At 61.7% G+C, this 14,755-nt stretch carries 15 protein-coding genes; 10 read left to right on the top strand and 5 right to left on the bottom strand.

The window, feature by feature from the left end:
* Positions 1-114: 114 nt before the first annotated feature.
* The 3 genes from AADA15_RS17920 (at position 115) to AADA15_RS17930 (ending at position 4,995) form a co-directional block, all read left to right on the top strand.
* Positions 115-1,296, top strand: coding sequence for an aminotransferase class I/II-fold pyridoxal phosphate-dependent enzyme (locus tag AADA15_RS17920; RefSeq protein ID WP_341642932.1), 1,182 nt, complete (start codon positions 115-117; stop codon positions 1,294-1,296).
* A 113-nt stretch (positions 1,297-1,409) separates the two neighbouring features.
* On the top strand, positions 1,410-4,307 hold the full coding sequence (locus tag AADA15_RS17925) for a DNA translocase FtsK (protein ID WP_341642933.1): 2,898 nt from the start codon (positions 1,410-1,412) through the stop codon (positions 4,305-4,307).
* Between the two features lie 97 nt (positions 4,308-4,404).
* Entirely contained in the window at positions 4,405-4,995 is a 591-nt protein-coding gene (locus tag AADA15_RS17930) for a LolA family protein (protein ID WP_341642934.1), read from the top strand.
* A 302-nt stretch (positions 4,996-5,297) separates the two neighbouring features.
* Here AADA15_RS17930 and AADA15_RS17935 read toward each other — a convergent pair whose 3' ends face one another.
* Both AADA15_RS17935 and AADA15_RS17940 read right to left on the bottom strand, forming a co-directional pair.
* A complete protein-coding gene (locus AADA15_RS17935; protein ID WP_341642935.1) occupies positions 5,298-5,885 on the bottom strand; it encodes a transglycosylase SLT domain-containing protein in 588 nt (195 codons plus the stop codon).
* A 54-nt stretch (positions 5,886-5,939) separates the two neighbouring features.
* The gene (locus AADA15_RS17940) at positions 5,940-6,827 is read right to left on the bottom strand and encodes an AEC family transporter (RefSeq protein WP_341642936.1); all 888 of its coding nucleotides are present in this window, start codon (positions 6,825-6,827) and stop codon (positions 5,940-5,942) included.
* Between the two features lie 85 nt (positions 6,828-6,912).
* Between AADA15_RS17940 and hspQ the strand changes: the two genes are divergently transcribed.
* The gene (hspQ, locus tag AADA15_RS17945; protein ID WP_341642937.1) at positions 6,913-7,239 is read left to right on the top strand and encodes a heat shock protein HspQ; all 327 of its coding nucleotides are present in this window, start codon (positions 6,913-6,915) and stop codon (positions 7,237-7,239) included.
* 148 nt (positions 7,240-7,387) lie between these two features.
* On the opposite strand, the gene AADA15_RS17950 is transcribed toward hspQ, so the two are convergent.
* The 3 genes from AADA15_RS17950 to AADA15_RS17960 all read right to left on the bottom strand — a co-directional run bounded on the left by AADA15_RS17950 (position 7,388) and on the right by AADA15_RS17960 (position 10,053).
* Positions 7,388-8,965, bottom strand: coding sequence for a gamma-glutamyltransferase family protein (locus AADA15_RS17950; protein WP_341642938.1), 1,578 nt, complete (start codon positions 8,963-8,965; stop codon positions 7,388-7,390).
* Positions 8,966-9,222: 257 nt separating this feature from the next.
* Positions 9,223-9,660, bottom strand: a complete 438-nt coding sequence (locus tag AADA15_RS17955; protein ID WP_341642939.1) for an ATP-binding protein — start codon at positions 9,658-9,660, stop codon at positions 9,223-9,225.
* 48 nt (positions 9,661-9,708) lie between these two features.
* Entirely contained in the window at positions 9,709-10,053 is a 345-nt protein-coding gene (locus tag AADA15_RS17960) for an STAS domain-containing protein (RefSeq protein ID WP_341642940.1), read from the bottom strand.
* Positions 10,054-10,149: 96 nt separating this feature from the next.
* Between AADA15_RS17960 and AADA15_RS17965 the strand changes: the two genes are divergently transcribed.
* From AADA15_RS17965 to AADA15_RS17990, 6 genes are all read left to right on the top strand, one after another.
* Positions 10,150-11,322 (top strand): thiolase family protein, encoded by a 1,173-nt coding sequence (locus AADA15_RS17965; RefSeq protein WP_341642941.1) that lies wholly within the window; start codon positions 10,150-10,152, stop codon positions 11,320-11,322.
* Between the two features lie 171 nt (positions 11,323-11,493).
* Positions 11,494-12,540 (top strand): alpha/beta hydrolase, encoded by a 1,047-nt coding sequence (locus tag AADA15_RS17970; protein ID WP_341642942.1) that lies wholly within the window; start codon positions 11,494-11,496, stop codon positions 12,538-12,540.
* Positions 12,541-12,612: 72 nt separating this feature from the next.
* Positions 12,613-13,065 carry a GAF domain-containing protein gene (locus tag AADA15_RS17975; protein ID WP_341643032.1) on the top strand — a complete coding sequence of 151 codons (453 nt, stop codon included), beginning with the start codon at positions 12,613-12,615 and terminating at the stop codon, positions 13,063-13,065.
* A 101-nt stretch (positions 13,066-13,166) separates the two neighbouring features.
* Complete coding sequence (locus AADA15_RS17980) at positions 13,167-13,736, top strand: helix-turn-helix domain-containing protein (RefSeq protein WP_341642943.1); 570 nt, start codon at positions 13,167-13,169, stop codon at positions 13,734-13,736.
* An 11-nt stretch (positions 13,737-13,747) separates the two neighbouring features.
* The gene (locus AADA15_RS17985) at positions 13,748-14,377 is read left to right on the top strand and encodes a LysE family translocator (RefSeq protein ID WP_341642944.1); all 630 of its coding nucleotides are present in this window, start codon (positions 13,748-13,750) and stop codon (positions 14,375-14,377) included.
* Positions 14,374-14,745, top strand: a complete 372-nt coding sequence (locus AADA15_RS17990; RefSeq protein ID WP_341642945.1) for a GFA family protein — start codon at positions 14,374-14,376, stop codon at positions 14,743-14,745. Before AADA15_RS17985 ends, AADA15_RS17990 begins: the two co-directional genes overlap by 4 nt.
* The last annotated feature ends 10 nt before the right edge of the window (positions 14,746-14,755 follow it).

Below are 14,755 nucleotides of genomic sequence, written 5' to 3' on the forward strand. Positions count from 1 at the left end.
TCCTGAAAGCCACAAATTCATCGCGCGGCGTCCATGCGACTGGACGGGGGGGGCCGTGCTCTGTACCTTATTTGCAAACGGGGCGCCAATGATCCCGAACCTGAGGCATATGCGATGAACTTTCCTGAGCGGTTTTCGGACCTGCCAGCCTATGCGTTTCCGCGTTTGCGGGCGCTGTTGGACCACCATACTCCCGGCGGGGAAGTGGTGCATATGACCATTGGCGAGCCGAAACATGCCTTTCCATCCTGGGTCACGGATGTCATCGCCGAGAATGCGGCCGGGTTTAACAACTACCCACCCAATGACGGTTCTGACGAATTGCGCAGTGCCATGTGCGACTGGATCGCGCGGCGCTATGGCGTGACTATGGATCCGGATCGGCATGTGATGGCGCTGAACGGGACGCGCGAGGGGCTCTACAACGCTGCAATGGCCCTGTGCCCGGAAACCAAGAATGGCCAGCGGCCCGTGGTGCTGATCCCGAACCCCTTCTACCAGGTTTACATGGTGGCAACGATTTCGGTCGGGGCGGAGCCGGTTTTTGTTCCCGCGACCTCGGCAACCGGCCATTTGCCAGACTACGCAAGCCTGCCCGAAGAGGTTCTGAACCGTACCGCCGTCGCCTATATCTGCTCGCCAGCGAACCCGCAGGGGGCGGTTGCCTCCCGCGACTACTGGGCCGATTTGATCCGTCTGGCAGAGAAGTATGATTTCCGCATCTTTGCCGATGAATGCTACTCTGAGATCTACCGAGATGCGGCGCCTGTTGGCGCACTGACCGTGGCGCAGGACCTGGGCGCCGATCCTGAACGGGTGGTGCTGTTCAACTCCCTGTCGAAACGGTCGAACCTGCCGGGCCTGCGCGCCGGGCTGATTGCGGGCGGGCCGGAAAGCATCACGCGGATCAAGCAGCTGCGCGCCTACAGCGGTGCCCCCATTCCCGGACCACTGCAGGCCGCCGCCGCAAAGGTCTGGGCGGATGAGGCACATGTCGAGGAAAACCGCGCGCTTTATCAGGAAAAATACCGCATCGCGGACGAGGTCCTTGGCGGTCTCAATGGCTATATGGCCCCCGAAGCGGGCTTTTTCCTGTGGCTGCCGGTCGAGGATGGCGAGGCCGCGGCGCTGAAACTCTGGACCGAGACGGGCGTGCGCGTTCTTCCGGGGGCCTATCTGGCTCAGGGCGACGGGGCGGAGAATCCCGGAAAAGGCTACATTCGGGTGGCGCTTGTCGCCCCGGCAGAGACAACACGGGCCGCGCTCAGGACCCTGCGCGCGTGCCTTTACGAATAACGACTGCGGCTTGCCCCTGAGAGGGGGCAGGTGGCCAAGATCAATAGACCAATGCAGGTAAAGATCCGGCGGGACAGCCGGGCAGCCCGCGACAAGATGGAACCGAGGTAGGCATGGCATTTCAAACTCGCAGCCGCGATCCGTTGCTTGACAGCACTATGCAGGCAGCCATTGAAAAGCGTGGCAAGGAACTGATCGGCATCGCCCTTTTGGGGCTGGGTCTGGTCGCGGCCGCGATCATCGGCTCTTACACGCCGGATGATCCCAACTGGATGGTTTCCACCGATGCTCCGGTGCAGAACTGGATGGGGCGCATGGGGGCCTCAATCGCGGCGCCGCTGTTCATGATCGTGGGCTGGGGTGGGGTGGCTTTTGCCGTGACACTCTTGGCCTGGGGCGTGCGGTTCCTGCTGCATCTTGGCTCTGAGCGGGCCATTGCGCGGGTTGTCTTTGCGCCGGTTCTGGTGGCCCTTGCATCGGTCTATGCCGCCACGCTGGTGCCGGACGCAGAGTGGCTGTCGACCCATAGTTTTGGCCTTGGCGGTCTTTTTGGCGACACGGTGATGGGCGCTCTGCTGACGCTCGTTCCGATCAGCTCGCATTTCGCGGTCAAACTGATGTCCCTCCTGATGGCGTGTGGAATGGTGGCTTTGGGCGTCTTTGTCTGCGGCTTTTCGCGCGCTGAGTTGCTGCGCGCCGCCCGTTTTCTGTTGGTGGGTGTTGTCATGGCCTATGGCGCGATTGCAGGCCTCTTGGGCCGTGGCGCATCAGGCGGGCTTCAGGCGGCAATGGCCTATCGTGAGAAACGAGCAGCCCGCGCCCAGGAGGCTGCCGCCCACCGTGCGGCCATGGCTGAGGCCGAGGCTGAGCCACAGATGTTCGAGACCTATGCCGATGAGCCCGCGCCTGCCCCGGTTCCTGAAAAGACCGGGCTCTTGTCGCGTGTGCCGAGCTTGATCCGCCGCGCCGACCCGGAGCTCGCGAATGCTCCGATGCCGCAGCCGGAACTTGTAGAGCAGGAGCCGACGATCCTGGACGAAGACCTGCCGGGCGATGACCGCATTTCCCAGAAGATTGCCAATGCAATCCGGGTGCGCCGGGCTGCGGGCAAGGTGACCGAACCCGATCCCAACCTGCCCCTGACCAAAGGACGTGGCCGTCGCCCCGAGCCGCTGGTGTTCAAAGCCGATCCTGAGCCGCAGGCGGGCCTTCCGCCAGAGCCGCCATTGACAGCGGTAAAGGCTGGTTTCTCACCCGAGGTCTCATTCGAGGAAGGTCTTGCACAGGTGAACGCCGCGCCTGAGACGCCCGTGTCCACACTGCCGCCTGCGCCTGCAGCCGCACGGGGTGTTGAACCGGCCGGGACGATGGACATCCCGGTGGCAGAGCCGCGCAAGGTCGTGGTTGAAAAACCACAACGACGTGCGCCCGAACCCTCCACCCGCGCCAAGGCAGAGGCCCAGCCAAGCCTTGCCTTTGAAGAGACCGACCAGGACGGATTCGAGCTGCCACCCCTGTCGCTATTGTCCAATCCGGCCGCCATTGAACGTCATCACCTCAGTGACGAGGCGCTGGAAGAGAACGCGCGCATGCTGGAATCGGTGCTGGATGACTATGGCGTCAAGGGCGAGATCGTCTCGGTCCGCCCTGGCCCCGTCGTCACCATGTATGAGCTGGAACCTGCGCCGGGCCTCAAGGCGAGCCGGGTGATCGGTCTTGCCGATGACATCGCCCGCTCCATGTCAGCCCTGTCGGCGCGGGTGTCCACCGTGCCGGGGCGTTCGGTCATCGGGATCGAACTGCCGAATGAGGCGCGCGAGATGGTCAGCTTCCGCGAGATCCTGTCGAGCCGTGATTATGGAGATGGGACCCAGAACCTGCCGCTGGCCCTCGGCAAGGACATCGGCGGCGATGCGATGGTTGCGGATCTGGCGAAGATGCCCCACCTCCTGATCGCGGGCACCACCGGGTCCGGGAAATCGGTTGCGATCAACACCATGATCCTGTCGCTCCTGTACAAGTTGACGCCGGATGAATGCCGCCTCATCATGATCGACCCCAAGATGCTGGAACTGTCGGTCTATGACGGCATTCCGCACCTCTTGTCTCCCGTTGTGACCGATCCCAAAAAGGCGGTTGTTGCCCTCAAATGGGTCGTCGGCGAGATGGAAGACCGCTATCGCAAGATGTCCAAGATGGGCGTGCGCAATATCGCGGGCTACAATGGCCGCGTGAAAGAGGCGCTGTCCAAGGGCGAAATGTTCTCTCGCACGGTGCAGACCGGCTTTGACGATGACACGGGTGAGCCGGTGTTCGAGACCGAAGAATTCGCACCCGAGGCGCTGCCCTACATCGTTGTCATCGTCGATGAGATGGCCGACCTGATGATGGTCGCGGGCAAGGAGATCGAAGCCTGCATCCAGCGTCTGGCGCAGATGGCGCGGGCCTCGGGCATTCACCTGATCATGGCCACGCAGCGCCCGTCGGTCGATGTGATCACCGGCACCATCAAAGCAAACTTCCCGACCCGGATTTCCTTCCAGGTGACAGGCAAGATCGACAGCCGCACCATCCTGGGCGAAATGGGCGCCGAGCAGCTGTTGGGAATGGGCGACATGCTGTACATGGCCGGCGGGGCCAAGATCACCCGCTGCCATGGTCCGTTTGTGTCCGACGAAGAGGTCGAGGAGGTCGTCACGCACCTCAAGCAATTCGGCCCGCCCGCCTATGTGGGCACGGTGCTGGATGGCCCGGATGATGAAAAAGCCGACGACATCGACGCGGTTCTGGGTCTTTCGACCGGCGGCAACACGACGGGCGAGGATGCGCTTTACGATTCTGCCGTGCAGATCGTGATCAAGGATCGCAAGTGCTCCACCTCCTATATCCAGCGCAAACTGGCGATCGGCTACAACAAGGCCGCCCGTCTGGTGGAGCAGATGGAGGAAGAGGGTCTCGTCTCTCCGGCAAACCACGTAGGCAAGCGCGAGATCCTTGTCCCTGAACAGTAAAAGCCGCACGGGCGCCTATCGGCGGATCGATGCGCAAGGTCGCCCTTGGGTTGGGGCGGCCTCTTCCTTTTGGTGCTGCTGGGTTTATCTAGACCTCATGAAACAGATCCTATTTGCCATCGCACTTGTCTTTGCGGCTCCGGCCTCATACGCGGCAGAGAAGCTTAGTCTCAATGAGCTGTCTGCCTATCTCAACGGGCTGACCACGGCTGAGACAACCTTTACCCAGATCAACGATGATGGGAGCCTGTCCACGGGCAAGCTTTACATTCATCGCCCGGGGCGGATGCGCTTTGAATATGACGGCGAGGATGGGGCGACGGTGGTCGCCGGGGCCGGGTCGGTGGTAATCCATGACCCCAAGTCGAACCAGCCGCCCGAGACCTACCCGCTGAAACGTACGCCTTTATCCATCATATTGGCCAAGACCGTGGATCTGGCGCGGGCGGGGATGGTGGTTGGGCATCAGTTCGATGGCACATCGACGATCCTGCAGGCCCAGGACCCTGAGAACCCGGAATATGGCGGGCTGGAGCTGATGTTTACCAGCGATCCGGTGGAACTGCGCAAATGGGTTGTGCATGACAGTGCCGGGGGTCGGACTACGGTGATCCTTGGCGCGCTTGAGACTGGCGGCAAACTGTCATCCTTCCTGTTCAATACCGGTCCGGGCAGCAAATCCCGCTGAGCTGCGCGAGCCCCCTCAATCCGGCAAGGGTCGGGATACCTTAAAAACGAAACCCTCCCGCCTCCGCAGGTGAACGGGCTGCGCTCGTCCCCCTTTGTGCGGCGTTGGGCGTGGCGCCCCGCCTGCGGCGAGGCGGAAGGCGACCAGATCGAGGGTGTCGGCAGACCAGGCGACGCGCGACGACCGCACCGCCGCGAGGCGGTGCCGGGCCCAACGGGCGAAGGTCCTTCACAGAAGGGCAAGAGACGGGCGGGAGTGCTTCCCGCGCCCTTGTCAGCGGCCCTTGCCTGGCTTGCCTCCGTTTAGCGGAACTTGCGGCAGGCGGCGAGTTGAGCCTGGTACATCAACGCGCGATCCTCGACCTTGTCTGCGACGCGGATGAGCCAGGATTTGCTGCGATAGGTGCCGCGGGCATAACCGCTATGGCCTTCATGATAGGCAAGATACTGGTTGCGCGCATCATAGAGCGGGATGCCGTTCTTCTCACGCGTTCTGTTCATGTACCAGCCCATGAAGTCCGACGCATCCCGTATCCGGTCCCGCTTGGCGCGACGCTTGCCGGTGTCGCGGCGGTAGTCGTCCCAGGTGCCGTCCAGCGCCTGACTGTACCCATAGGCACTGGACTGTCGGCCCATCGGAATCACACCCAGAAGATAGCGATGCGGAGTCCGCGCATCGCCGTCAAAACGGCTTTCATGATAGATCGTGGCCATCTGCACATGCACCGGCACGCCCCAGCGGCGCTCGGTTGCGCGGAAGGCTTTCAGATATTCTGGCCGCTGCTTGATAATGCTGCAGGCGTTATCAAGATTGCGCGGCGGGGAATTGTACCCACCTCCACAGGAGGCAACCGCCAACAGGAGGATCAGGGCGACGATGATTCTGCTCATTGCCTCTGCCTTTTGTTTTTCGGGCAGTTTAGCGAATTCGCTCTGCGGAGGAAATCACATTTCCAGAAGCAGGGACAGGAGGAGAGGCAAGGCTGCAACGGACATCAGGGTGGAAACCACCACCATACCGGCCACTGCCTGAGCGTCGGCTTCGAACTTTTCCGCCAGCAGGTAGGATGTCACAGCAACGGGCGTAGCCAGCTGCAGAACCAATACGCCAAAGGCGGTGTAATCCAGGCCAAAGGCCAGCCCCAGACCCCAGCCGATGGCGGCGCTGAGCGTGACTTTGATCAGCGAAAGCACCACCGCAAGACCGGTCTTTCCAGGTGACAGTCGGGCCACCGCAACACCAAGGGTGATCAGCATCAACGGGATCGCCATCTGTCCGATCAGATCCAGCGCATTGGTCAGAAACTGCGGTGTCTGCCAGCCCTGCCAGAGGAAGAGCGCCCCGAGGAGCGTTGCCCAGACCATCGGTTCACGCAGGGCCTTGCTGCCGCCGCCTTCACCGGCGACGAGGTAGATGCCGAAGGTGAAAGACAGGACCGCAGAGACCGCCAGCATGGCCACCGCATACCCAAGACCTGCGTCTCCGAATGCAAAAAGCGACAGCGGAATACCGAGGTTTCCGGTGTTGCCGAAGATGAAAGGGGCCAGATAGCTGCGCCGCTCAAGTTGCAACAGTTTGACCAAAGCGGCGCCCGCAAGGGCCAGAAGGGTGTGCCCCGCCAAAGCAGCAAGCACGAACCAGCCGATGGCGCCTTTGTCCAGCTCGGTCTTCATCAAGGCGGTGAAGATCAGACATGGTACTGCCAGAGTCATAGCCAGCCTGGTAACAAATTGAATTCTATATTCGAATCCGAGGCGTACCCAGGTGAAACCAACTCCAGACAAGAGGAAGACAGGCGCCACGATCTCAAGCACTGTTACAGCAAGGTTCACAGTCTGTTTCCCCGAAAATTTGCGTCAAGAGTTGGACATCTGTTGCCCGTACGCGTTATTATTTAAGAACGGGGGCAGCAAGACCATGATGAGAACGCGCGCAAAATATAATCTGGGCCAGGTCGTCCGCCACCGGAAGCATCCCTTCCGTGGGGTGGTTTTTGATGTGGACCCGACCTTTGCCAATACCGAGGAATGGTATGAGGCCATTCCCGAAGACAGCCGACCTGTGAAGGATCAGCCTTTCTACCACCTGCTGGCAGAAAACGAACAAACCTACTACGTTGCTTACGTGTCCGAGCAGAACCTCGTTGCCGATTATTCCGGTGAGCCGGTCAGCCATCCGGACGTGCCGGAGATGTTCGGGCAATTCGACGGCGGCGCATATTCCTTGCAGTACCAATTGAACTGAGCTTCCTGAAATCGCGCGAGGCACAGGATCGCAGAGCGCTCCCGCGCCTGCGGGTAGATCGGCTGCGCCGACCTGCCCTGGCAGCCTTGGGCCCGGCGCCGCACCCTGCGGTGCGGCGCGGTTGCGCAGTACGGGACCGTTCTGACGATCAGTAACCCAGGGCGCATCCATCCTTGCGCGGGTCGCTGGCGCCTTCGAGCAGGTCTCCGTCGTGGATCCGGATTGCCTGGGATCCGCCAATCGCAGTTTCCGGGATCTCGACCGCGTGCCCCATGTCCGCAAGCTCCTGGCGCACGGCGTCGGAATAGCCGCGCTCCACTTTCATCACACCGGCATCCGAGAAGCTCCGGGGCGCATCCATGGCGGCCTGCGGCTCCATGCCAAAATCGGTGATATTGGAGACGAAACGGGCATGACCGTTTGGCTGATAGGCGCCGCCCATGACACCGAACGGCATGATGACCTTCCCATTCTGCCGCAGCATGCCGGGGATGATCGTGTGCATCGGGCGCTTGCCACCGCCCAGCTCGTTGGCGTGACCTTCCTCAAGGGTGAACCCGGCCCCGCGGTTCTGCAGCAGGATGCCGAATTTTTCTGATGCGATCCCGGATCCGAAGCCGTGGAAGATCGAATAGATCAAAGAGACCGCCATGCGATCCTTGTCGACAACGGTGATGTAGATCGTGTCCTTGTGCACCGCTTCGCTGATGGGCGTCGCTGCGGCCATGGCGCGTTTGGGGTCGATAAGGGCGGCCAGCCCTGCGGCTGTTTCAAGCGACAGCATGTGATCGAGGCGGCTGGTGTGATCGGGGTCGGCGATGAAGCGGTTGCGGGCATCATATGCCAGTTTGGCCGCCTCGGCCTCGATATGAGCGCGCTCGGCGCTGAAGGGATCCATGCCCGCGATGTCAAAATGCTTGAGGATATTCAGCATCAGGATGGCAGTTGCACCCTGGCCGTTGGGCGGATGCTCTACCAGATCGATGCCCTTGTAGTCGCCCGCGACCGGCGTCGTGCCCATGCAGGCTGTGGCGGCGAAATCATCCCTGGTGTGCACGCCGCCGGCAGCATTCAGGGCTGCGACCATGTCCTCAGCGATCTCGCCTGTGTAGAAGGCATCGCGTCCGTGCTTGGCGACGCGACGCAGAACCTCGGCCTGACCGGGTGCGCGGAAGATCTGCCCGACCGAAGGTGCTGCTCCGCCGAACAGATACTTCTCGCGCGCGGAGCCCTGCAGCGTCCCTGCGTCATTGGCCCAGTCGAAGGCGACACGCGGCGCCACCGGCACTCCTGTGTCGGCATAGTGGATCGCGGGCGCAAGGACCGCATCAAGCCCCAGTTTCCCTTCGGTTTCAGCGAGATGGCAAAAGGCATCGATCGCACCCGGTATGGTCACCGCATGGGGGCTTTGGAGGGGGATCGTGCTCAGGCCTTGAGCCCGCAGATCAGCTGCATTGGCGGCGGCGGGTGCGCGTCCCGATCCATTGAGCGCGTGGATCTCATCACTGCCGGGCCGGGAGTACAGTACGAAACAATCCCCACCGATCCCGGTCATCTGCGGTTCACAAATGCCAAGCAGAACCGCGCCCGCGATTGCGGCATCCATGGCGTTGCCGCCGCGTTTCAGAATATCGATTGCGACCCCCGCAGCCAGTGGATGCGACGTGGCGCAGATTCCGTTCTGAGCATAAACCGCTGAGCGTCCCGGTTGTTGAAAATCGCGCATGTGCCTCTCCCGTCAGATTTTCGGGGGAGATTAGAGGCAAACGAGGCAAAGGCAATGCGAAAGACTTAAAGATACGTACTGGGTGACCACCCAAGCCGAATTCGAATTGGAGACGCTGAATACCCGGCGCCAGATCTTCGGTGGGGGCAGTAGAACACGGCGCCGGGCAAAGCCGCAGATCAGCTTGTGTTAATCCTGAACATATCAGTTTGGCGCGGGTGGGGCCTTTTCAAGGCGGAAATGTGGTGGCGGCGCGATCAGGCTCGCGTGACCTGGATTTCGAAACACAAGGAGAGCTCGTTGTTCCCGCCGCTGCGTTCGTAGTGGATGTCACTGCTCAATTCCCGGATCAGTAACCAGCCAAAGCCGCCTTCCGGAAGCTGATCCAGGGGAACGTCGATATCGGCTGGTTTACCGTCCGGCAACTGGCCATCGGGGAATGGCGCGCCGGCATCGCTGATATTGATCCACAGCCGTTGCGGGTCCAGCGAACAGCGAATGCGGACATCGCCGGGGGCCGAGCCTGCATATGCGTGTTCAACGACATTGTTCACTGCCTCGGCCAGTGCGATCTGAACCTCATCCACCCGCAACTCCGGGATGCCCATCTTGCGCAATCGCGCTACAACCTCTGAGATGCCAGAACGGGCATCCAGTTCCGTAGCCGTGAACGAGCAGGCAAAGGTTTCAGCCATTTTTGTCTCGCTTCGCGCGGTGTTTCGTTCGTGTTCTTGCTGGCGCAATCACATGCCGACTTTTTGTTCTGCCATCGCTTCATTGAGCGAGCCGTACAGATTGAAGATCGTATCCATGCGCGTCAGGCGGAAAACCTTTTCCACCATCGGCGAAGGGCCCGCCAAATCAAGGCGTCTCCCCTGGCCCAGCTGCTTCATAGCGGCGACAATTGCGCCAAGGCCGCTGGAATCGATGAATTGGACCTCAGACAGATCCAGAATCACGCGTTCCGGACCGCTTTCAGTGGCCGACCGCATGTCTTCCTTGAACCGAATCGCCATGGCGGCGTCGATCCGCTCCGCGTTGACTGTCACAATCTGCGCGCCGTCCGTTACAGTGCTGGATAGGCTCATAGTATTTCCCCGGGGGTCATCTGTATTTCACAAGAACTCTAGACCTCAAAGCTTAGCATTCTGTATGGATAATTTCGACGATTGGAGGAAAATTTCATGAAACAAGTTGTGATTGCCGGTGCGGCCCGAACGCCGATGGGCGGGTTCCAGGGCGTATTCGACGGTGTAACCGCCGCTGAACTGGGCGGAGCCGCGATCAAGGCAGCCTTGTCCGGAGCCGGTGCAGAGACGGTTGACGAGGTTCTGATGGGCTGCGTTCTGCCCGCGGGCCAAGGCCAGGCGCCCGCGCGACAGGCCGGGTTCGCAGCCGGTCTGGGTGAAGAGGTTCCGGCCACCACCCTGAACAAGATGTGCGGTTCCGGCATGAAGGCGGCGATGATCGCCTACGACCAGATTGCGCTGGGTCAGGCGGATACGATGATTGCGGGCGGCATGGAAAGCATGACCAATGCGCCCTACCTGCTGCCCAAGATGCGCGGTGGTGCCCGGATCGGTCATGGCCAGGTCATCGACCACATGTTCCTCGACGGGTTGGAAGACGCATATGACAAGGGACGCCTGATGGGCACCTTTGCCGAGGATTGTGCGGAAAAGTTCCAGTTCACCCGCGAGGCGCAGGACCAATATGCGCTGGCGTCCCTTTCGAATGCTCTGGATGCCGAGCGCAGCGGTGCCTTTGAAGGTGAGATCACGCCTGTGACCCTGCACACCCGCAGCGGCGAGCGGATCATCACCACCGACGAGCAGCCTCAGTCGGCCCGCCCGGAAAAGATCCCGAACCTGAAACCCGCCTTCCGCAAGGATGGCACGGTGACGGCGGCCAATGCCTCGTCCATTTCCGATGGTGCAGCCGCATTGGTTCTGGCCTCTGAAGAGGCGGCCAAGGAAAAGGGCCTCAATGTGCGGGCGCGGATCATGGGCCATGCCAGCCATGCTCAGGCGCCCGGCTGGTTCACCACCGCACCGGTTCCAGCGGCGCAGAAGCTTTTGAAACGACTTGGCTGGTCGGTCGATGACGTGGATCTGTGGGAGGTGAACGAGGCTTTTGCCGTGGTGCCCATGGCCTTCATGCATGAGATGGGGATCACCCGTGACAAGGTGAACGTCAACGGCGGCGCCTGTGCGCTGGGCCATCCCATCGGCGCATCCGGCGCGCGGATCATGGTGACGCTGCTCAACGCGCTTGAAAAACGCGGGTTGAAACGGGGCGTTGCGGCGATCTGCATCGGTGGCGGCGAAGGCACAGCCATCGCGATCGAGCGCGTCTGATCGCGGATCAATCCTTTTGGAGGGCGGGGACCAGTTCCTCGCCTTTTTTCGTTTCTGATCTGCCGCTGCGTCACACCGCTTGCGTGGCAACTCAGCTCCCCGCACTCTGTTTCACGTATTCAATGACGTTTTGACCGAACCACTGGCGGGTTTGGTGCTGGGAGATTTCCAATGAAGAAACTGAAGCTGCTTTGGGCGCTGGTGCGTGTTTTGTTGCCCGAGGGTCTTGTAAGCAGGCTCTACGCGGGATCCTTGCCGGTTGTCGATGCTCGGCAGGCCGATCCAAAGGCGCAGGCGGTTGCGGATCTGGTGGAGTTGGTGCGCGATCCGGGCGCCGTGCCCTCGGTCGAGGAAAGCCGCGCGCAGCTGGCCGGTTTCATCGAGAAATTCGATGCGCCCTGTACGGCCAGAGTTGAGCGGTGCGACATAACCTTGCCGGGAGCGGATGGCCCTCGGCCTGCGCGCCAGTACCTGCCGGACGGGATCGATCCGGGTCAGCCCATGCCCTGCCTGATGTATCTGCATGGCGGTGGTTGGATCCAGGGCAGCATCGATACCCATGATGCGCTTTGTGCCAAGCTGGCGGCGCGTGCAGGTATTTGTGTTGTGGCCTACAGCTATCGTCTTGCGCCCGAGCACCCTTTTCCGGCGGCGCCGCAGGATGTCATGGCGGGATATCGCGCGCTTTTGGACCACGCCGAGGACCTTGGCATAGACCCTCATCGCATTGCGGTCGGTGGCGACAGCGCCGGTGCCAACCTGACGGCAAGCCTGTTGCACAGCCTGTCCGAGGCGGCGGTGCCCCTGCCAATGGCGCAGCTATTTATCTACCCGGCGGTGGATGCGCGGCTCACTTCGGCCTCGGTCGAGGCGCTGCATGACCATGCTCTTCTGTCTCGCACGCGGATGCAGTGGTACATGGATCAGTATATCCCGAAAGGTCACGACAGGCTGGCGCCAGAGGTCTCGCCTTTGATGTCGCAGCATCTTGCCGGTCAGCCACAGGCCTTTGTACTGGTCGCAGGCCATGACCCCCTTTGGGACGATGGGCTGTCCTACGCGGGGGCGCTGGAACAGGCGGGCGTTCCCGTCACCGTCTCGCGCTATCCGGGTCAGATCCACGGTTTCCTGAACCTCACCAAGGTGGTCCCCCAAGGGGATCTGGCCATTTCCGAGGCAGCGACGTGGCTGGGACTGGCGCTGAATGCCGACTCGTGACGCGGTCTTGCACTGCTGCGCCCGTCGCGGGATACAGCAGCCATGAAACTGACAGATGCGGGAGCCTGCCCCATGAGCCTCGATTACAGCACCCTGGCAAAGACGATCGCCGCCCTGACTGAGGGGGAGGACGACGAAGTCGCCCTGATGGCCACCGTGGCCTGCGAAGTGCATCACAGCGACGACCGGTTCGACTGGACCGGGTTCTATCGGGTGGTGGCGCCCGAACTGCTGAAGATCGGGCCCTATCAGGGCGGGCACGGCTGCCTGCAGATCCCGTTTTCGCGCGGGGTCTGCGGCGCGGCGGCGCGCAGCGGCGAAGTGCAGCTTGTGCCGGATGTCGAGGCCTTCCCCGGTCATATCGCCTGCGCCTCTTCCACACGGTCGGAACTGGTTCTGCCGGTCTGGAACAAAGCGGGGGATCTGATCGGCGTCTTTGATATCGACAGCGACCAGCCGGATGCCTTCACGCAGGAGGACGCTGACGAACTGGGGGCGATACTTCGTCAGGTCTTTGCCCGCTAGCTACGGATTTCTCCGATCGTCGTGAAAAAATGCTTTGAGATTTCACCGCTTCGGGCCATCGTGAAAAAGTAGACTATTTTTTCACGGCCCGGAGTCCCTCTTTGTCAGATCTGTCCCCGCCCTCAGCCACTCTTGGCGCCGACATCCGCGCTCTGCGCAAGGCACGCGGGCTGACGCTGGCGGAAATTGCCGAGCGGCTTGAGCGTTCCGTCGGCTGGCTCAGCCAGGTGGAGCGGGATCTGTCGGAGCCGTCGATTTCGGATCTTCGCCAGATTGCGCAGTGTCTGGGCGTGCCGATGTCGATGCTGTTTGCCCATTCGAACGTCCCCGCTGAGGAGCAGGGCTATGTGGTGCGCGCAGGCGCCCGCCGCCCAATGGGCTCGGGCGAGGAAGGTCTGATCGAAGAGCTGCTCTCGCCTGACCTCACCGATGATTTCGAGATGGTGCATTCCACCTTTGCGCCGCACTCGCGTATGCAGACCCCGGCGGACCGCCCCACGCAGGAGGTGGGCTACATCATCTCGGGCAAGCTGGATCTGGTGATCGGCGGGCGCGCCTTCACCGTCGGCCCCGGCGACAGTTTCCGCATTCGCCATGAACCTTATCAATGGGCCAACCCCTATGACGTGCCCGCCGTGGCCGTCTGGGTCATCGCCCCGCCGGTGTACTAAGGGGGGCGACAATGAGTTTCGAAGCCTGGAGTGTTTTTGCCCTGTTCTGGGTGGTCTTTGTGACCACGCCCGGCCCGAATGCGGTAAACTGCATCTCGAACGGCATGACCCTTGGTCTGCCCAAGGCGATGCTGGGAGTGCTGGCGATCCTCACGCAGGCCAGTGCGTTTCTGATTTTTTCGGCCCTCGGCGTGACGGCCCTGATCGCGGCCTCCCCGACCGGGTTTTTTGTGGCCAAGGTGATCGGCGCGGGGTTTCTCATCTTTCTGGGCGTTCGTGGCTGGCTCAATGCCACGCGGCCCACGCCCGCGGTCGAGCGTCCCGCCCGTCATGTCTACCTGCACGCGCTGGCCGTTGCCACGATCAACCCCAAAAGCGTCGCCGGATACCTTGCGGCCTTTTCCCAGTTCGTGCAGCCGGGTGTTCCCATCTGGGAGCAGATGGCGGTGATCATGCCCACCGCTCTGGTGCTGACGACCCTCAGCTACACCGGGTTTACGTTGCTGGGTGTTCTGATGGGCAAGGCGGCGCTGAAAGCCGTGTTCAACGTCTGGATCCGCCGGGTGCTGGCAATCTGCTTCATTGTCTACGGCGTTCTTCTGGGCGCCAGCAGCACACCGAATCTGGAGTCAGTCCGATGATCAAGGGATCCTGCCTGTGCGGAAACATCCGCTTTGAAACCGCTGCCGCACCGCAGGGAGCCTCCATGTGCCATTGCGGCCAGTGCCGCAAGCAGTCGGGCGGTATCTGGGCCTCGGCCTATGTGCCGGAGGCGGAGCTTGCGATCACCGGATCCGTCAGCTGGTTCCATGCCTCACCGGACGCCAAACGGGGATTCTGCGCGCGCTGCGGGTCTTTCCTGTTCTGGAAGGCTCATGACGAAGACACCATCAGCTTTGCCCTTGGCGCGGTCGATGACCCGACGGGGCTGAAGATCGAAAAGCACATCTTTACGGCCAGCAAGGGCGATTTCTACGAGATCGCCGACGGGCTGCCTCAGAAACCATAGCACTCAAAGC

It is taken from the genome of Phycobacter sedimenti (assembly GCF_038148855.1).
Lineage (GTDB): Bacteria > Pseudomonadota > Alphaproteobacteria > Rhodobacterales > Rhodobacteraceae > Phycobacter > Phycobacter sedimenti.